This is a genomic window from Kitasatospora sp. NPDC022856 (assembly GCF_055561235.1).
Genome location: NZ_JBVHHE010000020.1, coordinates 96,561 through 119,663, shown reverse-complemented (window position 1 = coordinate 119,663; position 23,103 = coordinate 96,561). Strand labels below are relative to the sequence as shown.

The 23,103-nt window shown below is 73.4% G+C and carries 18 protein-coding genes and 1 pseudogene; 4 read left to right on the top strand and 15 right to left on the bottom strand.

The features are described from left to right. Positions 1-29: 29 nt before the first annotated feature. The 3 genes from ACZ34W_RS25090 to ACZ34W_RS25080 are packed head-to-tail and all read right to left on the bottom strand — an operon-like array spanning position 30 to position 2,840. Positions 30-1,106 (bottom strand): ABC transporter substrate-binding protein, encoded by a 1,077-nt coding sequence (locus ACZ34W_RS25090; protein WP_465607228.1) that lies wholly within the window; start codon positions 1,104-1,106, stop codon positions 30-32. 38 nt (positions 1,107-1,144) lie between these two features. Continuing rightward, a complete protein-coding gene (locus tag ACZ34W_RS25085; RefSeq protein ID WP_380388628.1) occupies positions 1,145-1,975 on the bottom strand; it encodes an ABC transporter permease in 831 nt (276 codons plus the stop codon). 31 nt (positions 1,976-2,006) lie between these two features. Continuing rightward, entirely contained in the window at positions 2,007-2,840 is an 834-nt protein-coding gene (locus ACZ34W_RS25080; protein ID WP_329489875.1) for an ABC transporter ATP-binding protein, read from the bottom strand. Between the two features lie 305 nt (positions 2,841-3,145). On the opposite strand from ACZ34W_RS25080, the gene ACZ34W_RS25075 reads away from it, so the two are divergent. Together ACZ34W_RS25075 and ACZ34W_RS25070 are read left to right on the top strand one after the other, a co-directional pair. Further along, positions 3,146-4,798, top strand: coding sequence for an ATP-binding protein (locus ACZ34W_RS25075; RefSeq protein WP_465607225.1), 1,653 nt, complete (start codon positions 3,146-3,148; stop codon positions 4,796-4,798). Beyond that, on the top strand, positions 4,795-5,484 hold the full coding sequence (locus ACZ34W_RS25070) for a response regulator (protein ID WP_329489873.1): 690 nt from the start codon (positions 4,795-4,797) through the stop codon (positions 5,482-5,484). Before ACZ34W_RS25075 ends, ACZ34W_RS25070 begins: the two co-directional genes overlap by 4 nt. 97 nt (positions 5,485-5,581) lie before the next feature. On the opposite strand, the gene ACZ34W_RS25065 is transcribed toward ACZ34W_RS25070, so the two are convergent. The 6 genes from ACZ34W_RS25065 to ACZ34W_RS25040 form a co-directional block, all read right to left on the bottom strand. After that, entirely contained in the window at positions 5,582-7,252 is a 1,671-nt protein-coding gene (locus ACZ34W_RS25065; RefSeq protein WP_465607223.1) for a solute symporter family protein, read from the bottom strand. Further along, positions 7,249-7,779 (bottom strand): DUF485 domain-containing protein, encoded by a 531-nt coding sequence (locus tag ACZ34W_RS25060; RefSeq protein ID WP_465607221.1) that lies wholly within the window; start codon positions 7,777-7,779, stop codon positions 7,249-7,251. Before ACZ34W_RS25060 ends, ACZ34W_RS25065 begins: the two co-directional genes overlap by 4 nt. Before the next feature lie 124 nt (positions 7,780-7,903). Then, entirely contained in the window at positions 7,904-8,596 is a 693-nt protein-coding gene (locus ACZ34W_RS25055) for a response regulator (protein ID WP_465607246.1), read from the bottom strand. A 65-nt stretch (positions 8,597-8,661) separates the two neighbouring features. After that, on the bottom strand, positions 8,662-9,822 hold the full coding sequence (locus ACZ34W_RS25050) for a sensor histidine kinase (RefSeq protein WP_465607219.1): 1,161 nt from the start codon (positions 9,820-9,822) through the stop codon (positions 8,662-8,664). A 42-nt stretch (positions 9,823-9,864) separates the two neighbouring features. Continuing rightward, complete coding sequence (locus ACZ34W_RS25045; RefSeq protein ID WP_465607217.1) at positions 9,865-10,350, bottom strand: DUF1453 domain-containing protein; 486 nt, start codon at positions 10,348-10,350, stop codon at positions 9,865-9,867. Positions 10,351-10,506: 156 nt separating this feature from the next. Next, positions 10,507-12,618 (bottom strand): DNA gyrase/topoisomerase IV subunit B, encoded by a 2,112-nt coding sequence (locus ACZ34W_RS25040; RefSeq protein ID WP_329489867.1) that lies wholly within the window; start codon positions 12,616-12,618, stop codon positions 10,507-10,509. A gap of 536 nt (positions 12,619-13,154) precedes the next feature. Here ACZ34W_RS25040 and ACZ34W_RS25035 point away from each other — a divergent pair. Continuing rightward, positions 13,155-13,388, top strand: coding sequence for a DUF7455 domain-containing protein (locus ACZ34W_RS25035; protein ID WP_352294235.1), 234 nt, complete (start codon positions 13,155-13,157; stop codon positions 13,386-13,388). Positions 13,389-13,616: 228 nt separating this feature from the next. Here the strand turns inward: ACZ34W_RS25035 and ACZ34W_RS25030 are convergent, their stop codons facing one another. Next, positions 13,617-14,399, bottom strand: coding sequence for a S1 family peptidase (locus tag ACZ34W_RS25030; RefSeq protein ID WP_442906956.1), 783 nt, complete (start codon positions 14,397-14,399; stop codon positions 13,617-13,619). Positions 14,400-14,826: 427 nt separating this feature from the next. Between ACZ34W_RS25030 and ACZ34W_RS25025 the strand changes: the two are divergent. Then, positions 14,827-15,744 (top strand): annotated as a pseudogene (locus tag ACZ34W_RS25025) (IS30 family transposase); the annotation flags it as partial. Positions 15,745-15,868: 124 nt separating this feature from the next. On the opposite strand, the gene ACZ34W_RS25020 reads toward ACZ34W_RS25025, so the two are convergent. From ACZ34W_RS25020 to ACZ34W_RS25000, 5 genes are all read right to left on the bottom strand, one after another. Continuing rightward, positions 15,869-17,509, bottom strand: a complete 1,641-nt coding sequence (locus ACZ34W_RS25020; RefSeq protein ID WP_329489864.1) for an RNA polymerase sigma factor — start codon at positions 17,507-17,509, stop codon at positions 15,869-15,871. 543 nt (positions 17,510-18,052) lie between these two features. Further along, the gene (locus ACZ34W_RS25015; protein ID WP_465607213.1) at positions 18,053-18,985 is read right to left on the bottom strand and encodes a FadR/GntR family transcriptional regulator; all 933 of its coding nucleotides are present in this window, start codon (positions 18,983-18,985) and stop codon (positions 18,053-18,055) included. A gap of 219 nt (positions 18,986-19,204) precedes the next feature. Next, positions 19,205-20,110 (bottom strand): hypothetical protein, encoded by a 906-nt coding sequence (locus tag ACZ34W_RS25010; RefSeq protein WP_465607211.1) that lies wholly within the window; start codon positions 20,108-20,110, stop codon positions 19,205-19,207. Between the two features lie 3 nt (positions 20,111-20,113). Then, on the bottom strand, positions 20,114-21,835 hold the full coding sequence (locus tag ACZ34W_RS25005) for an ATP-binding cassette domain-containing protein (protein WP_465607209.1): 1,722 nt from the start codon (positions 21,833-21,835) through the stop codon (positions 20,114-20,116). Between the two features lie 348 nt (positions 21,836-22,183). After that, positions 22,184-22,942 carry an NUDIX hydrolase gene (locus tag ACZ34W_RS25000; RefSeq protein WP_329489860.1) on the bottom strand — a complete coding sequence of 253 codons (759 nt, stop codon included), beginning with the start codon at positions 22,940-22,942 and terminating at the stop codon, positions 22,184-22,186. Positions 22,943-23,103: the final 161 nt, after the last annotated feature.

Genomic DNA, 23,103 nt, shown 5'->3' with positions numbered 1-23,103 from the left:
GGGGTGGGCGCGGGACCGCCGGCGCGGGATCAGCCCGTGGCGGCCTTGCCGACGAACTCCGTGGTGTAGGTGCGGGCCAGGTCGATGGAGCCCTCCTTGCCCTTGACGTCCGGGTGGAAGGCGGCGAGCACCGCGAGGACGGTCTTCGGCCCGTCGGCGGGCATCACCCCGTCCGTGGTGAACATCGGCAGGGTCGCCCCGATCGCCGCCGCGTACTGCTCGGCGCCGCCCTGCGCGTAGTCCGCGGGCATCTTCTCGGCGATCTCCGCCGGGGTGTGCGCGGCCATCCACTTCAACGTCCTGACGAAGGCGTTGGCGAGCTTCTGGGTGGTGTCCTTGTTCTTCTCCACCCACTCGGAGCTCATGTAGAGCGAGGACGAGGGGTAGAGCCCGCCGAGTGCGGCGCGCGAGCCCTCGGGGGTCCGCATGTCGTAGAGGATCTTGCCGAGGCCCTTGTCGAGAACGGCGGCCACGGTCGGGTCGGTGGTCATGCCGGCGTCGATGCTGCCCTGCTGGAGCGCGGCGATGAAGGTCTGGCCGGCGCCTACCGCGATCGGGCTGAACTCGCTGACCGCGATGCCGTTCTTGACGGCGAGGTACTTGGTGAGGAAGTCGGTGGAGGAGCCGATGCTGGTGACGCCGAGCTTCCTGCCCCTGAAGTCGGCGCCCGAGGTGATGGCGTCGGCCTGCTTGGCGGAGACGATCTCGACCTCGCCCGGTGCCTGGGAGAACTGCACGACCGACTCGACGTTCTTGCCCTTCGCCTGGAGGTCGATGGTGTGGTCGTAGAAGCCGACCGCGCCCTGGACGTCCCCGGCGAGCAGCGCGGTGGTGGCGTTGACGCCGGCCGGTTCGCTCAGCAGCTCGACGTTGACTCCGGCCTCGGCGAAGAACCCGAGGCGCTGGGTGAGCATGGCGGGCAGGTAGATGACCTTGTCCAGGCCGCCGACCATGATCTTGACCGTGGGGCCGTCGACCTTCTGCCCGGCCGGGGCGGCTCCGCTGTGGGAGACGGAGGCGGCGTCGTTGGCGCAGGCGGCGAGCGGGAACAGCAGGACGGCGGCGAGGGCGGCGGCGGCAGCTCTGCCGGTCGGGTTCGGGCGCATGGGTGGGGGTGCCTCTCTGCGGTGGAACGGGGTGGGGGTCAGCGGCCGTCGCCGGAGTCGGCGGGCTTCCAGCGGAACAGCTTCTTCTCGGCGAAGGTCAGCAGCCCCTCGGTGAACAGCGCGACGACGGCGAGGATGGTCATCGCGGCGTACACGCCGGCCGCGTTGAAGGTGCCCTGGGCCGCGGCGACCAGCAGGCCGAGGCCCTTGGTGGCGCCGATGTACTCGCCGACGATGGCGCCGATCAGCGCGAAGCCGAAGCTGACGTGGAGGCTGGTGAAGATCCACGTGGTGGCGGCGGGGATGACCACCTGAAGGGTGACCCGCCGGTTGTCGGCGCCCAGGATGCGGGCGTTGGCGACCAGGTTGCGGTCGACCTCGCGGGCGCCCTGGAAGGCGTTGAAGAAGACCGGGAAGAACACCAGCACCACCGCCGAGGCCACCTTGGAGGCCGGGCCGAGGCCGAACCAGATCAGGAAGATCGGGGCCAGCACGATGCGCGGGATGGCGTTCAGCACCTTGATGTACGGCCCGAACACGTCGGCCAGGAAGCGGATCCGGCCGAGGGCGATGCCCAGCAGCACGCCTCCGGTGACACCGATCACCCAGCCGGTCAGGGCCTCGTAGAGGGTGTAGCCGATCTGCTCGCCGAGCGAGCCCTGGGCCGTGCCGTGGGTGATCCACTGCCAGATCTGGTCCCAGATCCTCGTCGGCTGGGAGAAGTTGAACGGATCGACGACCTCGGTGCGGGCGCACAGCTCCCAGAGTCCGAGGAAGGCCACCAGCACCGCGATCCGGGCTCCGTAGATGCCCAGCCTTCGCCTGCGGGCGGCCCGTTCGCGGGCTTCCGTCCTGGTGGCGGTGGCCACCGGGGCCTTTCCGGCGACGGCCGGCGCGGTCTCAAGCGGCACGACCCGCTCCTCTCTCCCGGGTGATGCGCACCTCTTCGCCGAGTGACGCCCAGATCTCCCGGTACAACTCGACGAACCTCGGCTCCAGTCGGACCGCCTCCACGGTGCGCGGGCGGGGCAGGTCGACGGTGAAGACCTCCTTGACCGTGGCCGGTCCGGCGGTCATCACCACGACCCGGTCGGCCAGCGCGATCGCCTCGTCCAGGTCGTGGGTCACGAAGACCACGGACGACCCGGTGCCGGCCCACAACTCCAGCAGTTGGTCGGACATCAGGGCGCGGGTCTGCACGTCCAGCGCCGAGAACGGCTCGTCCATCAGCAGGATGCCGGGGTCGTTGACGAAGGTCTGGGCGAGCGCGACGCGCTTGCGCATACCGCCGGACAGCTGGTGCGGGTAGCGGTCCTCGAAGTCGCCGAGGCCCACCCGGGCCAGCCAGTCGCGGGCCCGCTCCCTGGCCTCGGTGGCCGGCACGCCGCGGAAGCGCGGGCCGGCCGTGACGTTGGACAGCACGGTCCGCCAGGGGAAGACGGCGTCCTGCTGGAACACGAAGCCGACCTTCCGGTCGATGCCGTCGACCGGCCGGCCGTACACCCGGACCTCGCCCTCGGTGGGCTCCTCCAGGCCGCTGACCAGGGTCAGCGTGGTGGACTTGCCGCAACCGGTGGGGCCGACGACGGCGACGAACTCGCCCTGCGCGACGGTCAGGTCGAGGTCGCGGACGGCGGTGTGCAGGGCGCCGGACGGGGTGCGGAACCGCTTGGTGGCGCCGGTCAGCTCGATCGCCGGGGCCGGCGCCGGCCCGGTCGCCGGGGTTGTGCTCATGGAACCTCCCGGGGTGCTCTGTGCTTGCCCCGGGAGGCTAGGAGCGGCGGGGGCGGCGGCGGGAGACTTCTCGGCGAACTGCGGGTTCTCCGCGTTGAGGGCTGTTCTGCTCGTTTTGCTTCCGCTACAACAGCGGGGGCACGGCTGACAGAACCACCCCGGAAACATAGGGTGTGCCGACCACCGACCCGCCACCCACCCGGTTCCGCCCGATCCGCCCCGCCCGATCCCCCACCCCCCGCCCCGCCCTGATCCCCCTCGCCCGTCGACCGCGGCCGGTCGGACGCCCCCGAGAGGAGGCCCGGATGAAACACCCCCACTGGCCCCGCCGGGTCTTCGCCCAGCTGCTGCTGAGCCAGACCGTGGTGACCGTCGGCGTCACCGTCCTCACCGCCGGCCTGTTCCTGGCACCGGTCAGCGCCGAACTGGACCACGACGCGATGCAGCGCGCGCTGTCCATCGCCCAGGCCACCGCCGGCGACGAGACGATCGCCCGGGCCGCCGAGGTCCGCGACGCCGCCACCGCCCAGCGCAACGCCGAGCAGATCCGGACGGCCACCGGCGCCAGCTTCGTCGTGGTCACCGACCTGGACGGCATCCGGCTCTCGCACACCGATCCCGGCCGGATCGGCCAGCGGGTCTCCACCGATCCCGAGCCCGCCCTCGCCGGGCGCAGCGTCACCGCCATCCAGGAGGGCACCCTGGGCCGTACCGCGCGCGGCAAGGTCCCGCTGCGGGTCGCCGACGGGCGGATCGTGGGCGAGGTCTCGGTGGGCATCAGCGACGACTCGATCCGTCGGCGGCTGCTGAAGATGCTCACCGGCATCCTGCTCTGCGCGGGCGCCGGGCTGACCGCCGGCACCGTCGCCACGCTGGCGCTGGCCCGCCGGCTGAAGCGCCGCACCCACAACATCGCGCTGGCCGACATCTCGGCGCTGCTGGTGGAGCGGGAGGCGATGCTGCACGGCATCCGGGAGGGCATGGTGGCCCTGGACGAACGGGGCCGGATCCGGCTCGCCAACGACGAGGCGGGGCGGCTGCTCGGCCTCCCCGAGGAGTTCGCCGGGCGGCCGATCGACGAGGTGCTGCCGCCGGGCCGACTGGCCGACGTGCTGGCCGGGCGGATCACCGGCGCCGACCTGCCGGCCGTCCGGGACGACCGGGTGCTGGTGGTGAACCGGATGGCGACGGCCGAGGGCGGCGCGGTGGTCACCCTGCGCGACCGCACCGAGCTGGAGTCCCTGGTCCGTGAGCTGGACACCACCCGCAGCCTCACCGAGGCCCTGCGGGCCCAGGACCACGAACACGCCAACCGGATGCACACCCTGCTCGGCCTGCTGGAGCTCGGCCGCCACGACCAGGCGGTGGCGTTCATCTCCGAGCAGTCGGGCTCGCACGCGGCGGCGGTGGCCCGCATCGGCGAGCGGGTGCGGGACCCGCACGTGGCGGCGCTGCTGGCCGGCAAGGCGGCGGTCGCGGCCGAGCGCGGCGTCCGGCTGGCGGTCGCCCCGGCGGCGCACCTGCCGGACGCGGTGGTGGACACCCGGGCGCTGGTCACGGTGCTCGGCAACCTGATCGACAACGCCGTCGACGCGGTGGCTCCGGGCGGCGGCGGTCAGGTGGCGGTGACCCTGGTGGCGGCCGGGTCCACCCTGCTGGCCGAGGTCGCGGACAGCGGGCCGGGGGTGCCGGCGGCCCTGCGCGAGCGGGTCTTCGAAGAGGGGTGGACCAGCAAGGACGCGCCCGCGCACCGGCCGCGCGGGCTGGGGCTGGCGATGGTGCGGCGGCTGGTCGAACGGACCGGTGGCCGGATCGTGCTCGACACCGGGCCGCTCGGCGGCGCCCGGTTCACCGTCGAGCTCCCCGAGGCCCTGCACGACGCCCCCCCGGCCGCGGTCGCCCCCGCACCGCCCCTTCCCGCACCGCCCGTCCCCGCACCGCTCGTGGAGGCCCGATGATCGACGTACTCGTGGTGGACGACGACTTCCGGGTCGCCGACGTGCACGCCGCGTACGTGGCCAAGGTGCCCGGCTTCCGGGTCACCGGCACCGCGCACTCGGCCGGTCAGGCGCTCGCCGCGCTGGAACGCCGCCCGGTGGACCTGCTGCTGCTCGACCACCACCTGCCGGACGAGACCGGCCTCGCCCTGGTGCGGCGCCTGCGCGAACGGCAGGTGGCGTGCGACGTGATGATGGTGACGGCCGCCCGGGACGTCTCCACGGTGCACGCCGCGATGCAGCACGGCGCCCTGCAGTACCTGGTCAAGCCGTTCAGCTTCGCGGGGCTGCGGGAGAAGCTGGTCGCCTACGCGCAGCTGCGGCACGCGCTGGCCGGACCGGCCGCGCGCGAGGCGGGCCAGGACGAGGTGGACCGGCTCTTCGCCACCCTGCGCGGCACGGCGGCCCCCGCGGCCGCCCTGCCCAAGGGCCACTCGGCGCCCACCACCGACCTGGTGCTCGGTGTGCTCCGCCGCGCCGGCCGCCCGCTCTGCGCCCAGGAGGTCGCGGACGCCACCGGGCTGAGCCGCTCCACCGCGCAGCGCTACCTCAAGCAGCTGGAGCGGGACAGCCGGCTGCGGCTCACCCTGCGTTACGGCGACACCGGGCGGCCCGAGCACCGCTACGTGCTGGCCGTCCGGGCCTGAGGGCCGCCCCGGGCCGAACGCCGCCGTTCACGGCGGAACCCCGACGGGTCCCAGGCCCGTCGGGGTTCCGTGCGCGCCGCGCGGCGCCCGCCGCGGCTCAGGCCGCGCCGGCTCCGGTGAGGGAGCGGACCTCCAGCTCGGCGTAGCGGTCCGCGTCGGCCGGCTCGGGCGAGGTGAGGGTGCCGATCCAGCCGGCCAGGAAGCCCAGCGGGATGGAGACGAGGCCCGGGTTCTCCAGCGGGAACCAGTGGAAGTCCACCCCCGGGAAGAGCGCCACCTTGGTCCCGGAGACCACCGGCGAGAAGGTCACCAGGACGATCGCCGGGATCAGCCCGCCGTACACCGACCAGACCGCGCCGCGCGGGGTGAACCGCCGCCAGAACAGCGTGTACAGCAGCACCGGCAGGTTGGCCGAGGCGGCGACGGCGAAGGCCAGGCCGACCAGGAAGGCCACGTTCAGCTGCTGGGCGAAGAGGCTGAGCGCGATCGCGACCGCCCCGATCCCCACCGCCGCGATCCGGGCGACGCCGACCTCCTCGCGCTCGGACGCCTCCCGGCGGGCCCGCCGGGAGGCCGGCACGCCGCCCCGCCGACGGCGCGGGCGCCCCCGCCAGGCGCCCGCCCAGATGTCGTGGGCGAACGCGGCCGAGGAGGCGAGCGTCAGCCCGGCGACCACGGCCAGGATGGTGGCGAAGGCGATCGCCGAGATCAGCGCGAACAGCACCACCCCGCCGGTGCTGCCGTTGCCGCCGCCGAGGACGAGGGCCAGCAGCGGGACGGCCGTGTTCCCCGCCGCGTTGGCGTGCCGGACCTCCGCCGAGCCGACCAGCGCGGTGGCGCCCAGGCCGAGCGCGACGGCCATCAGGTAGAAGCCGCCGACCAGCCCGATCGCCCACATCGTCGAGCGCCGGGCAGCCCGGGCGGTGGGCACCGTGTAGAAGCGGGACAGGATGTGCGGCAGGCCCGCGGTGCCCAGCACCAGGGCGAGGCCGAGGCTGAAGAAGTCCAGCCGGCTGGTGAAGCTCGCCCCGTACTTGAGCCCCGGCTCCAGGTACCGCTGCCCGGCGCCGCTGTGCTGGGCGGCCTGCCGCATCAGCTCACCGACGTCCCCGTGGAAGCGGACCATCAGCAGCACGGTGAGCAGCACCGAGCCCGCGATCAGCAGGAAGGCCTTGACGATCTGGATCCAGGTGGTGGCCCGCATCCCGCCGACCGTGACGTAGACGATCATCAGACCGCCCACCGCCACGATGGTCCAGGTCCGGGCCTGGGTGCTGCTGGTGCCGAGCAGCAGGGCGACCAGGCTGCCCGCGCCGACCATCTGGGCGACCAGGTAGAGCAGGGTGACGACGACGCTGGCGCCGCCGGCCGCCGCCCGGACCTTGCGCCGCCGCAGGCGCAGCGCCAGCACGTCGGCCAGGGTGTACCGGCCGGCGTTGCGGACCAGCTCGGCGACCAGCATCAGCACCACCAGCCAGGCGACCAGGAAGCCGATGCTGTAGAGCACGCCGTCGTAGCCGTACAGCGCGATCAGCCCGGCGACGCCGAGGAAGGAGGCGGCGGAGAGGTAGTCGCCGGAGAGCGCGAAGCCGTTCTGCAGCGGGGTGAAGTCACGGCCGCCGGCGTAGAAGTCCTCGGCGGCGCTGCCCCGGCGGCCCACCCAGAGGGTGATGCCCAGGGTGACCAGGACGATGACGGCGAAGAGCACGATGGCCAGGTCGTGGTGGTCGCCGGCGGGGGCGACGGGAGGCGGGGTCGCGGTCCTCATCGCAGCTGGTCCTGGGTGTCCCAGCGCAGGCCCAGCGCGGCCCGGTCCCGCTTGGTGCGGGCGTTGCGGGCGTAGAGCCAGGTGAGCAGGAAGGTCGAGGCGAACTGCAGCAGGCCGAGCAGCCAGGCCACGTTGACCGGGCCGGCGACCTGGCTGCGCATCAGCCCGGGCGCGCCGGCCTGGGCGGCGACGTACAGCAGGTACCAGCCGAGGAACGCCCCGCTGACCGGGAGGACGAAGGCCCGGTAGCTGCGCTTGATCTCCTGGAACGCGTCGCTGCCCTGGACGGCGCGGTACACCTCGCTGCTGTCGACGGCCGACGGGGCCTCGACCGGCGGCACGGGAGCCGGCCCGAGCGGGGCGGCCTCCGTCCGGGCCGCGGGCGGCGCGGACGGCACCGGTGGTGCCGGCGGCGGCACGGCGGGGGCCGGCGGCGCGGGCCGGTCGGGCTGGGGGGCCGCGGCGGGAGCGGCCCACCAGTCGAATCGCTGCCCCTGTCCGGGACTGCTCGTCTGCTGCTGTGGCACTACTGCTCCTGGACCGGCGGGGCTCTGACCGAACCCATGATGGAGGCCCACGGAGCCCGCCAACTCCCATTGCAGATACGTTCACTCGATGAGGTGATCGATGATCCGACAGGTGCTCATCCGACTACTGCTGCGTACCGGTGAACCCGTGGCGAAAGGCGTACGCGACCGCCTGGGCGCGGTCCCGCACCCCGGTCTTGGCGAACAGATTGTTGATGTGCGTCTTCACGGTGGCCGGGCTGACGAACAGCCGACGGGCGATCTCGGTGTTGGAGAGGCCCTCCGCGATCAGTGCCAGCACCTCGGCCTCGCGGGCGGTCAGCCCGTCCGGCAGCTCCGCCGGGCGCCCCGCTCCCGGCCCGGCCGGACCGGACCGGCCCGCACCGCCGCCACCGCCACGCCCGCCGCCGTGCGACGCGTCCCACCCGCCCGGCGCGGTGGCCTGCTGCGCACCGCCCGCCAGCCGCTCCAGCAGGCGCAGCTGCACCTGCGGCGAGAGCCCGGCGGCGCCCGAGCGGACGTCCGCGATGGCCCGGGCGATCTCGTCGCCGCCGGCGTCCTTGGTGAGGTAGCCGCGCGCCCCGGCCTGCAGCGCGGGGAAGAGCGACTCGTCGTCGGCGTAGGTGGTCAGCACGACGACCTCGGTCTCCGGGTGCGCCGCCCGGATCCGGCGGGTGGCCTCGACCCCGTCGCAGCGCGGCATCCGCAGGTCCATCAGGACGACGTCCGGGCGGTGCCGCTCGACCAGCTCGACGGCCTCCTCGCCGTCGGCGGCGGCACCCACCACCTCGATGCCCGGCAACAGGCCGAGCAGCATCACGATGCCCTCGCGCACCACCGTCTGGTCGTCCGCGACCAGCACCCTGGTCGGATCCGCCCCGGTCACACCGGCACCCGCAACAGCACGCGCCACCCTCCCTCGTCCGGGCCCGCCAGCAGGGTGCCGCCGAGCAGTTCCGCGCGTTCGCGCATCCCCAGCAGACCGTACCCGCTGCCGGTGGCCGCCAGCCCACCGGCCGATTCGCCGCGGCCCGGGCGGGTGTTGCGCACCTCCAGCTCCACCGCGTCGGGCAGGTAGCGCAGTTCCAGCGCGCAGCGTGCGCCGGGGGCGTGTTTGCGCACGTTGGTCAGAGCCTCCTGCGCTGTGCGCCGGACCGCGAGCCCCGCTTCGGCGGGGAGCGGGCGCGGGGTCCCGGTGACGGTGAACGCCGCCCGCTCGCGCCCGGTCAGCTCCACCAGGAACTCGCCGACCGGGGTGAACTCGCCGCGCAGCGCGGAAAGCGCCTGCCGGGTCTCGGCCAGGCCGTCCCGCGCCATCCGCCGCGCCGCCACCACCCGTTCGCGGACCTGCTCCCGGTCGGTGCCCGCGTCCAGCATCAGCCGGGCCGCCTCCAGGTGGACGAGCTGCGCGGAGAGGCTGTGGGCCAGGACGTCGTGGATCTCGCGGGCGATCCTGGCGCGCTCGGCGAGCGCCGCGCTCTCCGCCTCGGCGGCCCGCGCCGCCCGTTCCTGGGCCAGCAGCCGCCGGGCGGTACCACGTGCCTCGCCGTCCATCCGCAGCAGGTAGCCGAGCAGGGTGAGCCCGCCCACCGTGGCGAGGATCCCCAGCCAGCTCTCCCAGCTGGCGGCCGTGTAACTGCCGAACGCGGCCGCCGCCGTGGCCAGCGCGGCGCCGGCGGGCAGCCGGACCAGCGCGGTCAGGGCCAGCCCGCCCCAGACGAAGTCGGCCAGCAGGTGGGCCCTCCCCCACTCGGCGACCCAGGCGGTGCCGATCAGGGCGGCGGCCAGGGCGAGCGCGGGCCGCAGCAGCTGCGCGCGGGCGGCCCGCAGGAAGGCGGCCGTCAGCAGGACCACCGCGGCCAGCCCGGCCGCCGCCGCGGCCACCGCCCAGCCGGTGTACCCGCCGCGGGAGAACGTCCCCCAGCCCAGGGTCACGAGCAGGACCGTCCGGCCGATCAGCGTCAGGACCCGCCGGGCCGGGCTCTCCGCGTCCCTCTCCAACCCCTCGCGGGCCGGCCAGCCGGTCCAGCTCCACCCGGGCACGGGCCTCCCTCTCGTCGGTGTGGTCACGCGCGGGCCAGCCGGTCAGCCGGCCACGCCCGCGCGGTACGGCGTCGCCAGCTCCCGCGCCCTCCAGTTCACCACGACGGTCCGGACCACCAGCAGCGCGGCGAGCCCGAGCATCAGCGCGCTGCCGCTCTGGTGGACGTGCAGCGCCGCGCCCAGTCCGTACAGACCGATCCGGACGACGATCATGCCGGCCCAGGCCGCCCCGGTGGCCTTGGTGGCGCGGGTCCAGAGCGCGCCGTCCTCACCGCGCCAGATCCGGACGGTCCAGCCCCAGACGCAGCCCATCGCCAGCACCACCAGCAGCGAGGCGGCGGTCAGCCCGATCGAGAGGGCCCGGTGGGCACCGTCGACCAGGCCCGGGTCGCGCAGCGCGAGCACGACGAGGACCAGCGGCAGCACCCAGAACCGGCGCTCGGTGTCGAGGCGCTGCGGGCTCAGCTGGCGGCGGAGCACCAGGGCGACCACCGCGATGATCACGAGGACGTTGACGAGGCCGGTCATCGGATTCTCCGTTCCGACAGGAGGGCTTGCTGACCTCTCCGACGCTACGGATCCGGCGCCCCCCGCTGATCGGCGCCGGGGTGGACCGGGGGTGGAGCCGGCACGGCAGGGGCCCTCCACCCGAGGGTGGAGGGCCCCTGCCGTGCGGCGGTGCGCTCAGGCGTCGATGCGCGAGCGGTCCAGGGTGGCCGCCGAGTCGACGATGAACTCCTTGCGGGGGGCGACGTCGTTGCCCATCAGCAGGTCGAAGATCTTCTCGGCCTGCTCCAGGTCGCCCAGGTTGATCCGGCGCAGGGTGCGGTGGCGCGGGTCCATGGTGGTCTCGGCCAGCTGGTCGGCGTCCATCTCACCGAGGCCCTTGTACCGCTGGACCGGGTCCTTCCAGCGCATGTTCTTGCGCTGGAACTCCAGCAGGGTGGAGCGCAGCTCGGCGTCGGAGTAGGTGTAGTGGTACTTGTCCTGGCCGCGCTTGGGGTTGGTGAGCTCGATCCGGTGCAGCGGCGGGACGGCGGCGAAGACCCGGCCCTGCTCGACCATGGGCCGCATGTAGCGCTGAAAGAGCGTCAGCAGCAGGCAGCGGATGTGCGAACCGTCGACATCGGCGTCGGCCATGAAGATGACCCGGCCGTAACGGGCCTGGTCGATGTCGAAGGTGCGGCCCGAACCGGCCCCTATCACCTGGATGATCGCGGCGCACTCGGTGTTCTTGAGCATGTCGCTCACGGACGCCTTCTGTACGTTGAGGATCTTGCCGCGGATCGGCAGCAGCGCCTGGAACTCCGAGTTGCGGGCCAGCTTGGCGGTCCCGAGCGCGGAGTCCCCCTCGACGATGAAGAGTTCGCTGCGCTCGACGTCGTCACTGCGGCAGTCGGCCAGCTTGGCCGGCAGCGAGCTGGTCTCCAGCGCGGTCTTCCGGCGCTGGGCCTCCTTGTGCTGGCGGGCGGCGACCCGGGTGCGGGCGGCCGCGACGACCTTGTCCAGGACGGCCCTGGCCTGGAGCTTCTCGTCCTTCTTGGCGGAGGTCAGGAAGGCCTTGAGCTCCTTGGCGACCACCGCGGCGACGATCCGGTTGGCCGCCGAGGTGCCCAGCACCTCCTTGGTCTGGCCCTCGAACTGCGGCTCCGCGAGCCGGACGGTGACCACGGCGGTGAGGCCCTCGGTGGCGTCGTCCTTGGTGATGTCGTCCTCGGCGACGCGCAGCAGCTTGGCGGCGCGCAGCGCCTCGTTGACGGTCTTGGCGAGCGAGCGCTCGAAGCCGGTGACGTGGGTGCCGCCCTTGGGGGTGGCGATGATGTTGACGAAGGAGCGCAGGGTGGTGTCGTAGCCGGCGCCCCAGCGCAGCGCGATGTCCACGCCGAGGTGGCGGGTGACCTCGGTGGGCGTCATGTGGCCGACCTCGTCCAGGACGGGGACCGTCTCCTTGAAGGTGCCCTCGCCGTGCAGCCGCAGCACGTCGCAGACCGGCTTGTCCGGCGCGAGGAACTCGCAGAACTCGGCGATGCCGCCGTCGTAGTGGAAGGTCGACTCCTCGACCACGTCGCTCTCGGTCAACCGCTCGTCACGGACGACGATGGTGAGGCCGGGGACGAGGAAGGCGGTCTGCCGGGCCCGGTTGTGCAGGTGCTCCAGGGAGAGCCGGGCGTCCTTGAGGAAGATCTGCCGGTCGGCCCAGTAGCGGATCCGGGTGCCGGTGCGGGCCTTCGGCACCTTGCGGGCCTTGCTGAGGCCGTTGGCGGGCTCGAAGGGGGCGTCCGGGCCGCCCTCGGTGAAGATGCCCGGGGTGCCCCGGCGGAAGCTGACCGCGTGGGTGTGGCCGCCGCGGTCCACCTCCACGTCCAGCCGGGCCGAGAGGGCGTTGACGACGGACGCGCCCACGCCGTGCAGGCCGCCCGAGGCCGCGTAGGAGCCGCCGCCGAACTTGCCGCCGGCGTGCAGCTTGGTCATCACGACCTCGACACCGGAGAGCCCGGTCTTGGGCTCGACGTCCACCGGGATGCCGCGGCCGTTGTCGCGCACCTCCACCGAGGAGTCGTCGTGCAGGACGACGTCGATGCGGTCGCAGTGGCCGCCGAGGGCCTCGTCGACCGAGTTGTCGATGATCTCCCAGAGGCAGTGCATCAGGCCCCGGCTGTCGGTGGAGCCGATGTACATGCCGGGGCGCTTGCGAACCGCCTCCAGGCCCTCCAGGACGAGCAGGTGCCGAGCGGTGTAGTTGGAGCCGTCGTCCCCGGCCAGCAGTGCGGACGGCACGGTCGATTCGGCACTCACGCGGCACTCTCCTCGGTGAAGTTCTGTCTCATCGGTCACATCCGGGCACAGCCGGAACGTCCGCCAGTGCAGCACACCGCACCGACAACAGCTCCGCCACGTGTGCACGCCCCTGCGCTGGGTCACAGCACGACGAGCCGGTCCCGCGCAGCTTGTACGCGCTGCGCGAACACGCACCGCGCCGGATTCCGCGCACCGGAGCGCCATCTCCTCCCGGTACCACCGGTCCTGGCGGATCGTGGGACCGGGCACAGGCTCCGGAACTGCCGTTATGCAGGCTACCGGGGCCTAGGACGGGGCTTATGCTCCAACCCAGCAGAGGATTATGCTACGCGGACCTCGCACCCCGTCCCGATAGGGCGTTCGAGGGACAGGCGGATCCTGGGCTTCGGTACGCATGAACCACCGGCCCCCGGGGCACGTCCTCATCAACACAGCAGAATCCTCAAAGAAGAAAAGCCACGAGCGGGAACGTTTTCGGCCTGGTTGGATGTTGACCCTGGTACGACAGCTCGTCGAGCTAGAGAAGAGGCGACGTGACTACTGTTCTGACCCCTGCGAGCCCGCTCACCGCGGCTGACCGCTGCGACCGCTGCGGCGCCCAGGCTTACCTGCGCGTCGTACTCGCCAGCGGCGGAGAGCTGCTCTTCTGTGCCCACCACGGCCGGAAGTTCGAGCCCGAGCTCAAGAAGATCGCCGTGGAGATACAGGACGAGAGCGGCCGGCTCAGCAGCACCACCAACGCCACGGCCGCCGACGAAGAGCGCTGATACCAGGCGCCACAGCAGCAGCAGGCCAACGAGCTGTGTCCGGCCGCGCACTGCGCGCGACCGGCGAGCCGGGCGGCGGGTCCCCTGACGGGGGCCGGTCGCCCGGCTCTGCTGTTTCCGGCCGCGATCGGACCAGCTGCGATCCGGCCGGGCCCGCCGCGGTTTCGGTACGGGCCGTCGCGCCGCCCGACGGTACGGGCGACGCGACGTCAGAACGTGACCGTGCGACTACAGGACGGAGCGTACCGCGTCGGCGACCGCGGCGACGCGGGTGTAGACACCCGGGTGGGCCGCCTCCGCGCAACCCGTCCCCCAGGAGACCAGCCCGGCGAGGCGTCCGGCGACGACCAGCGGGCCACCGCTGTCCCCCTGGCAGGCGTCCTTCCCGCCCTTCTCCGCACCGGCGCAGACCATGCCGCGGGCGTCGAAATGCCCGTCCGACCCACCCGGGTAGGCCTGGGCACAGGTCCGGTCGGGGATGACCGACACGTCGACACCACGGAGCGTGGGCGAGTAGTCGCCCTTGCCCGAGGTGTCCCCCCAGCCGTAGACCTGCGCCCGGTTCCCCTCCCGGTACGGCTCGGTGTCCCCCTGGCCGACCAGGTCGATCACCGGGCGGGCACCCTGCGACTCGGTGAGCGTGAGCACCGCCACATCGTTCATGTTGGCCGCGAAGGCGTAGTCGGGGTGGATCCAGACCGCCTCGACGGGCACCTCACGGCCGACCGAGCCGCGCAGGTCGTCCCGGCCCACCACGACCTTCAGCCCCGGCCGCTCCACCCGCCGGCCCTTGGCCTCGTCGTAGAAGCAGTGCGCCGCCGTCACGACCTTGGTCGGAGTGACGAGCGCACCACCACAGAACTGCCCCGAGCGACCGTTGCCGAACTGCTGGCGGCTGGCGACCGCCACCATCCACGGATGGTCGGCGGTGCTCACGACGGCGCCGCCGATCACCCGCCGCTGGGCCTCGGCCGGTGCGGCCGGGCCGAACGCGACCAGCGTCGCGGGCAGCGCGGCGAGCAGGCCCAGGACGGCCGCCCGGTAGCGGCGACGCACCGGCCGGCCGGCCGGGCACGCCGAGGGCGAGGCGACGGTCGGCAGGTCCGCGCGATCCGGGTTGGGCAGCACCGTGTGTCTCCAGTTGGCTCGGTAGCGGGCAACCGGCACAGCGTAGGTGATCGGCTACGGTCCGCGACCGGTTACCGCCGCACCGCCACCCGGACGAGCGACAACAGCCACCCGGACGCTGACGCGCCCTATCGCCCTGTCGCTCTATCGCCCGGTCGCCCCCCGGAGCCACGCCGGACACGGAGAAGGCCCGGAGCGCAGCTTAGGTTCTAGTGGTCGTCGCAACACCCCAGCTCAGGGGATGCGATGGACTTCAGGATCCGGGAGAGGCGGGACCCTCAGGGGCCTGTGCGGCTTGACAGGGAGCGAGCGGCAGGTCGCGGCCGAGCTGGGCCGCAGCCCCTCCACGGTCAGCCGGGAGATCCGCCGCAATCGCCACCCCTCCAGCGGTGCCTACCGCCCGCACGCGGCCCAGGCCCGGGCCGATGCCCGTCGGCCCCGCCCGAAGACGGGGAAGATCGCCGACAACCCGGAGCTCCGGGGCTTCATCCAGGACCACCTGAACGTGAAGTGGAGCCCCGAGCAGATCTGCCAGGCTCTGCGGGACACCTTTCCCGAGCGGCCGGAGATGCACGTGGTCCACGAGACGGTCTACCAGGCTCTCTACATCCAAGGCCGGGGCGAGTTGCGCCGCGAGATCGCGGCGGCCCTACGCACCGGACGCGCCCGCCGGGTTCCCCACCGCCAGGCCGCCGCACGCAGACCCAGGTTCGCCCACCCCATGGTCATGATCAGCGAACGCCCCGCCGAAGTCGAGGACCGAGCCGTGCCCGGCCACTGGGAGGGCGACCTGATCATCGGCAAGGACGGCGCCTCCGCCATCGGCACCCTCGTCGAGCGGGCCACCCGCTATGTGATGCTCCTGCACCTGCCCGCCGGCCGAACCGCCGAGCAGGTACGCGACGCCCTCGTGGACGCCGTCCGGACCCTGCCCGCCCACCTGACGCGCTCACTGACCTGGGACCAGGGCGCCGAGATGGCCGCCCACGGCTCCTTCAGCGTCGCCACCGACATCCCCGTCTACTTCTGCGACCCCGCCAGTCCCTGGCAACGTGGCTCGAACGAGAACACCAACGGCCTGCTGCGGCAGTACTTCCCCAAGGGCACCGACCTGGCCGCCCACACCGCGGAGCACCTGACCGCCGTGGCAGCCGAGCTCAACGGCCGACCACGCAAAACGCTCGGCTGGGAAACCCCAGCCGAGCGCCTGCATAAACTGCTCGCGGCCCGAACAACCGACCACGTGTTGCAACGACCCTTAGAAACCGCCCAGTGCTCCGGGCCTTCTCACGGTGCGGAACGCCGGACCGGGCCGGACCGGGTGGTCCGGCGGCGGTCCCGCCGGTCGCGGATCAGTCCAGGTAGTCGCGCAGCACCTGGGAGCGCGACGGGTGGCGCAGCTTCGACATGGTCTTGGACTCGATCTGGCGGATGCGCTCACGGGTGACCCCGTACACCTTGCCGATCTCGTCCAGCGTCTTCGGCTGACCGTCCGTCAGGCCGAAGCGCATCGAGACGACACCCGCCTCGCGCTCGGAGAGGGTGTCCAGCACCGAGTGCAGCTGCTCCTGGAGCAGGGTGAAGGAGACCGCGTCGGCCGGCACGACCGCCTCGGAGTCCTCGATCAGGTCACCGAACTCGCTGTCGCCGTCCTCACCCAGCGGGGTGTGCAGCGAAATGGGCTCGCGACCGTACTTCTGGACCTCGATGACCTTCTCGGGGGTCATGTCGAGTTCCTTGGCCAGCTCCTCCGGGGTGGGCTCGCGGCCCAGGTCCTGGAGCATCTGGCGCTGGACGCGGGCCAGCTTGTTGATGACCTCGACCATGTGCACCGGGATACGGATGGTGCGCGCCTGGTCGGCCATCGCGCGGGTGATCGCCTGGCGGATCCACCACGTGGCGTAGGTGGAGAACTTGTAGCCCTTGGTGTAGTCGAACTTCTCGACCGCACGGATCAGGCCCAGGTTGCCCTCCTGGATGAGGTCCAGGAAGAGCATGCCGCGACCGGTGTAGCGCTTGGCCAGCGAGACCACCAGGCGGAGGTTGGCCTCCAGCAGGTGGTTCTTGGCGCGGCGGCCGTCCTCGGCGATGATCTCCAGCTCGCGCTTGAGCTTCGGCGCCAGCTTGTCGGCGGCCGAGAGCTTGTCCTCGGCGAACAGGCCGGCCTCGATGCGCTTGGCGAGCTCGACCTCCTGCTCGGCGTTGAGCAGCGGGACCTTGCCGATCTGCTTCAGGTAGTCCTTGACCGGGTCGGCGGTGGCACCGGCGACGGCGACCTGCTGGGCAGGCGCGTCGTCCTCGTCGTCGTCGGAGAGGACGAACCCCTGCGACTCCTCCTCGGGCTCCGCCTCCTCGCCCGCCTTGTCGCCGGGCAGCGCGACGTCCTCGATCAGCTCTTCCTCGCCGCCGATCTCCTCGTCGCCCTTGCCCGCCTTACCTGCGGCGGTCTTCTTGGCGGCGGTCTTCTTGGCCGGCGCGGCGGTCTTCTTGGCGGCCGCCTTCTTCGCCGGGGCGGCCTTCTTCGCCGCAGGCGCCTTCGCCTCGGCGGAGAGCGTGGCTCCCGCCTCGGTGATCTCGGCGGACACCGTGCCGACCGACGCCGCGGCGGCCGCGACCGCCGGAACGGAGATGGTCGCGCCGGGCGCGATGCGCACGGGGGGCTTGGTCGGGGCCGCCGGAGCGGCGGGGTTCCGGGTGGTGACCGCCTTGGTGGCAGTGCGCTTGGTGGGGCTCTTGGCAGCGACGCTCTTGCGCTTGGCACCGGCCGGCTCGGCCGCGCTGACCATAAGGTCCACCCCCTCCTCAATCAGAACCTGGTTGAGGCTGCGCATGACGTTCTTCCACTTGGTGACCGGGATCTGGTCCGCCTCGAACGCCTGGCGCACGTCGTCACCGGCGATCTGCCCCTGGGCCTTGCCCCGCTCGATGAGCGCCAGCAGAGCCGCGGACTCGGCGATCTCGGGGGGAAGCGAACGGGATGTGCTGGCCGACACGAACAACCTCTCGGACGATGAGTGGACTCGAACCCGTACCGGCCGCCCGAGCGGGCGGGGAAGGAGATCGCGCGTCGGACGCGCGGTGTCGATTCCGACCGACTCGGGCTTGAGGACTGGGTTTGCAGGACGGCAGCAGCGCCGCAGACCAACACAGCATTCTGACATGTTGGGGTATTCCGGAGCTGCTTCCGCTCAGGACACATCGCTGCTACTCGTCAAGTGTTACGCATGGCCTTCGTGTCGCGGGTCACACCACTCGGCGCCCGCGGCCCGGGGCCGACCTCCATCATCCCTCACTCGCGACCAAGCTCTTGGCATGGGCAGACCACTGCGGCCGGGGCGGCTGCCGCCGGGCGTGCGGATTCCGCGGATCACGGCGGTTCACGGCGGATCACGGCGGATCACGGCGGATCACAGCCGTTCACGGCGGAGCGGGCGTCCGACGGCCGGGCCCGGGCGTGAAGAAGCCCTCCGGCTGCGCCGTGCGGTGCAGCCGGAGGGCCGGGAGTTCGCGGGCCGCTCGATCGCCGGGTGGGCGACTCAGTGCTCCCGGGGAGCGGGGACGGACGGCTCGATCTCCGGGTGGACGGTGAGCAGCGCCCGCACCGCGGCCTCGCCCGCCGTGCCGTCGCCGGTGCCGAGGGCGTCCACCAGCCGGGCGTGCAGGCTGACCGAGGCCTCCGAGGGGCGCTCGCAGGAGGTGGGCGGGCCGCCCGACACCTGGAGGGCGCAGGAGACGATCCCGGAGAGGTGCTCCAGCATCCGGTTCCCCGCCATCTGCAGGACCAGGGCGTGCAGCTCGGCGTCGGCCCGCGAGAACGTGGAGAGGTCGGCCTGGGCGGCGGCGTGGCCCATGATCTCGATCAGTTCGACCAGGCGCTGCTGGACGTCCTCCCGGCCGTGCCCCGCGGCGAGCCTGGCGGCCAGCGGCTCGATCGCCCAGCGGAGCTCGAACAGCTCCCGGCGCTGCTCGTCGCGCTGCGGGCCGAAGGCGCGCCACTCGATGATGTCCGGGTCGAGCAGGTTCCAGTCGCCGACCGGCCGGACCCGGGTGCCGACGTTCGGCCGGGCACTGACCAGGCCCTTCGCCTCCAGCACGCGCAGCGACTCGCGGACGACGGTGCGGGAGACCTCGAAGCGCTGGCCGATCTCCTCGGGGACGAGCGGGCGGTCGGCACCGAGGTCGCCCGAGACGATCATCTGACCGAGCTGCTGCACGAGCTGGCCGTGCAGGCCTCGGCCACGACTGCTGGTGGTCTTGCGGCCGACCCGGCCCAGATCCGACTCGGCGCCCTCCCAGCGGGGCGCCGGCGGGGTCGGCCGGTCGGCGTACGAGAAGCGGTCCAGGTCGCCGGCGCCGGGGATGGCACCATCGGCGGAACGGGCGGGGGTCATGGTGGGGTGCGCAAGGGTACTCACAAGTCCTTTGTCGGCGATCGGCGGGCGCAGCTTGAGAATTCTCGTGAAAAGCACACGAAAGGGTGATCGACCGTGACTGGATAATTGACTTCTTATCAGGAAGAACCGCACATTACGGCCACTGCTGGTCGATCTTGGCAGACCGTCAGCGACGGTCCGGGCTCTGCCAGGGGATTCCCGGTGGCTTCCCGGCCCTCGGCGAGGCTTTCGACCGGCCTCCGCCGGGAGCCGCGCGGGCGGGCGCCCGACCGGTCCGCACGCCCGCCCGTCGCCTCAGAGCGCCCGCCGCCGGGCCTGGACCATGAGCGAGACGAGCAGCAGCACCAGCGCCGGCGCCGCGACCGCTGCCAGCAGCGCCGGGTCGGTCAGCACCGAACCGCCCTCCGCAACCCGGTCGTCCCCGCCGTACACCCATCCGTACGCCCACTCGACGCCGGACTGGAACGGCAGCAGTTCGGTCGCGCGGGCCGGCCAGGCGGTGCCGGTCTGCCGGAGCACCAGGGCCACCCCGGACTCCAGCAGCGGCGGCAGCGCGCAGAGCAGCAGCACACCCGCGGCGGCACTGCGGGTCAGCGAGGCCGTCAGCACCCCCGTCCAGCCCGCCACGACCACCAGCAGGACGAAGGCCAGCAGAGCGGCGGGCACCCCCTGGCCGGCCGCGAGCGCGGCGGGGGCGAAAGCCCCGGGCAGGTCCGCGAGCCCGCTGAAGCCTGCCGAGGCGAGCGCCTCGGACACCCGGCCCGACAGGGCGGCCGGCTCCGACCAGGCGGCCACCGCCACCCCGTCCGGGAGCGCGAAGTGCACGACCACGATGTCGATCAGCAGGGTGACCAGCGCCAGCAGCCCGGCCACCGGGGCGATCACCACCAGCTTGGCCAGCAGCAGCCGCACCCGGCGCGGATACGACACCTGCGAGGCCGCCAACCCCGGGTGGCGCACCTCGTGGCCGTAGGAGAGCGCGCCCAGCAACCCGGCGCCGAGCGCCGCGAACGGCAGCGGGATCAGCGGCACGGTCGCCGTCAGCAGCCGCACGCCGGCCGACCCGGCCAGCGGCCCGGCGGGAGTCTGGGCGGCCAGCACCGCGGCCACCGCGGCGTCGCAGAGCAGCACGGCGGTGAGGAGCAGCCAGGTGGAGCGCAGGCCGCGCAGCCGGCGCAGCTCGTAGGCCAGTACACGCACGGTTCACTCGCTCCGGTGGTCGGGGACGGCGGGGGCGGCGGGGGCGGCGGGGGTGTCCGGGGCGTCGGGGGTGGTGCCCGGGAGCGGTCGGCCGAGGCGGACGGTATCGGCGGTCATCAGGTCGCCGGCGTCCTCGCGCCGGGCGCGGGCACCGGGGTCCGGGGCGCTGCCGGACCGGGCCAGTCCGCGGAGGCCGTCCCGGAAGAGGCGGTCCACGACGACCGTCGGCGCGGTGTCGGCGCTCTCGATGACCCCCCCGGTGTCGGGGGTATCGGCGGTCGCGGGAGTGCTGGCGGTGTTGGGGGTACCGGCGGTCGCGGGGGTGTCGGCGACCTCGGGAGTGCGGCCGGTGTTCGGAGCTTCGGCGGTTGTCAGCTCGGGTAGGCGGGGCGGGTGGGGGTCCCGGGACCGTGACTTCCGGTCCTGCCGGCCCTCCCGGCCCTGCCGGGTTTCCTGGCCCTGCCGGGTTTCCTGGCCCTGCTGGCCCTGCTGGCCCTGCTGGCCCTGCTGGGGCGTGCGCCGGGTGGCCCGCGCGGTGACCGCCGACAGGGCCGTCGCGGCGGCGACCGCGACGGTACCGGCGGCCGCGGCCGCGACGGACGACGAAGGCAGCGCGAGGACCGGCAGCGCGCCGGTGCCCGCCGCGCCCGCGGCCGGCCTGGGCACCTGCGCCGACTCGCTCGGGGAGGCCTCGGGCTCCACCGCCGCCTCCGCCGGGCGGGGCTCCGCCGAACGGGGCTCGGCCAGGCGCCCGGACCTGGGATCGGCCGGGCGGTGCTCGGCCTGCGCCGACCTGACCCGGAGCCGACCCGACCGCCCCGAGGCCGTGGGCAGGGTGGCGCGGGGAGCGGGCTGCTCGACCACGCGGTCGGCGAGTTCGTGCAGCAGGATGCCGTGCCGGTAGGCGAGTTCACCGATCTCGGTGCGATCGATCCCCGCCACCGCGAGGCCCGCCCCGCCGTCCCGGCGCACCGCCGCGCCCTGGGCCGCCAGCAGATCGGCGAGCCGGGCCATCTGCGGCCCGCGCACGGCGACCTCGGGGCTGAGCCGGGTGCGGCAGAACTCCTCCACCGGCTGATCGGCCACCAGGCGGCCCTGGTCGAGCGTGACCACCCGGTCCGCGAGCCGGGAGGCCTCCTGCGGCGTGCGGGTGGTGACCAGGACCGCGCCGCCGGCGACCCCGAACGAGCGGAGGAAGGAGTGGAACCACTCCACATTGCGCGGCGAGAGCCCCTCGGTGGGCGCGTCGAGGATCAGGGCGCCCGGGTCGCCGAGCAGCGCCGCGGCGAGGGCGAGCCGCCGGTGCATGCCGGGCGAGAAGCTGCGCAGCCGCTGCCCGGCCACGGCCGCCAGCCGGGTCTGCTCCAGCAGTTCGTCGGCCCGCCGGGCGGGGACTCCGACGGCCGCCGCCAGCATCCGGAGGTGGCTGACGGCCTTTCGGTCGGGGTGCCCGGCGACCGCGCCGCCGGCACCGCCCGGGGCCGGCAGCAGTACGCCGACCTCGCGCTCCGGGCGGCGGAGCCGACGGTAGGTGCGGCCGTCGAAGAGCGTGACGCCCTGGCCGCGTTCGAGTTCGAGCATCAGCCGCAACGCGGTTGACTTGCCCGCGTCCTCGGGGCCCAGCAGTGCCGTCACGGAGCCGGCGCGGGCGTCGAAGGTCAGGTCGAGCACCGCCGGCGGGACACCCCTGCGGTAGACCTTGGTCAGTCCGGTGATCTGGATCATCGCTGGCTGCTCCCGTGCCCTCGGCCGACCTGGTCTGCGCGACACGGGGCCGTGCCCGCACGGCCCCGCGCCAGCACATTAGGGGGCCGGAGCGGCGATTCCGGGCATTACGGGAGCGGCACGGGCCCGCCGCCCACGCACCTCACCCGATCAGGGGACAATCCGATCCTGCGACGGAGTCACCGTCGCACCGATCGGGTGAGCGGTTCCGGGCGTTGCGGTCGTTCCGGGCTCTGCGGATGTCGGGCGCCGCGGATGTCGGGCGCCGCGGATGTCGGGGGCCGCGAGCACCGGTGGCCCGGCCGCCGGGAGGGCGGCCGCGGGCGCGGGGCTGGACGGGATGCCCGCTCAGGACTCCGGGCGCAGCATGGGCGGGTTGAGCACGGTGGCGCCGCCGGGGGTGAACAGTTGCGCGGGGCGGCCGCCCTGGCGCGTGGTCGTGCCGCCGGAGGGCAGCAGGAAGCCGGGGGTGCCGGTGACCTTGCGGTGGAAGTTCCGCGGGTCGAGCACCACGCCCCAGACCGCCTCGTAGACCCGGCGCAGCTCGCCTACGGTGAACTCGGGCGGACAGAACGCCGTCGCCAGTGAGGAGTACTCGATCTTGGACCGGGCCCGCTCCACGCCATCGGCCAGGATCAGCCCGTGGTCGAAGGCGAGCGGGACGCCGTCGACCGGACTCGGTCCGAGCAGTTCGGCGACCGGGGCCCAGCGGGCGCCGCTGGCGTCGCCACCGGCCCGCGGGGTCGGCAGGTCGGGCGCCAGGACGAGGTAGGCCACGCTGACCACCCGCATCCGGGGGTCGCGCTGTGGGTGGCCGTAGGTCGCGAGCTGCTCCAGGTGGGCGCCGGCCGCACCGGGGCCCGCCGCGTCGTGGCCGGGAGCGGAGTAGGCGCGCAGACCGGTCTCCTCGGCCAGCTCCCGGGACGCCGCCTCGGCCAGGCCCTCGTCCAGGCGGACGAAGCCGCCCGGCAGGGCCCAGTAGCCCTGGAAGGGGGGCTCGCCCCGTCGGACCAGCAGGGCGCACAGCGCGTGGTCCCGCACCGTCAGGACCACCAGGTCAACCGTGACAGCGAACGGGGGGAAGGCCGACGGGTCATAACGCGACATGGCGACGATCATAGTCGTCTCTCTGACGATAAGCACAGGCCCGCGCACGAAGCGTGCCCGACCGTCCGCGCCCCCGACCTGTCCCTGCCCCGTGCCCGGCTCTGGGTGGCCGGCCGGTCGGGCGGGGCGGGCGGCCCCGCCCGACCGGGGCGCGGTTCAGG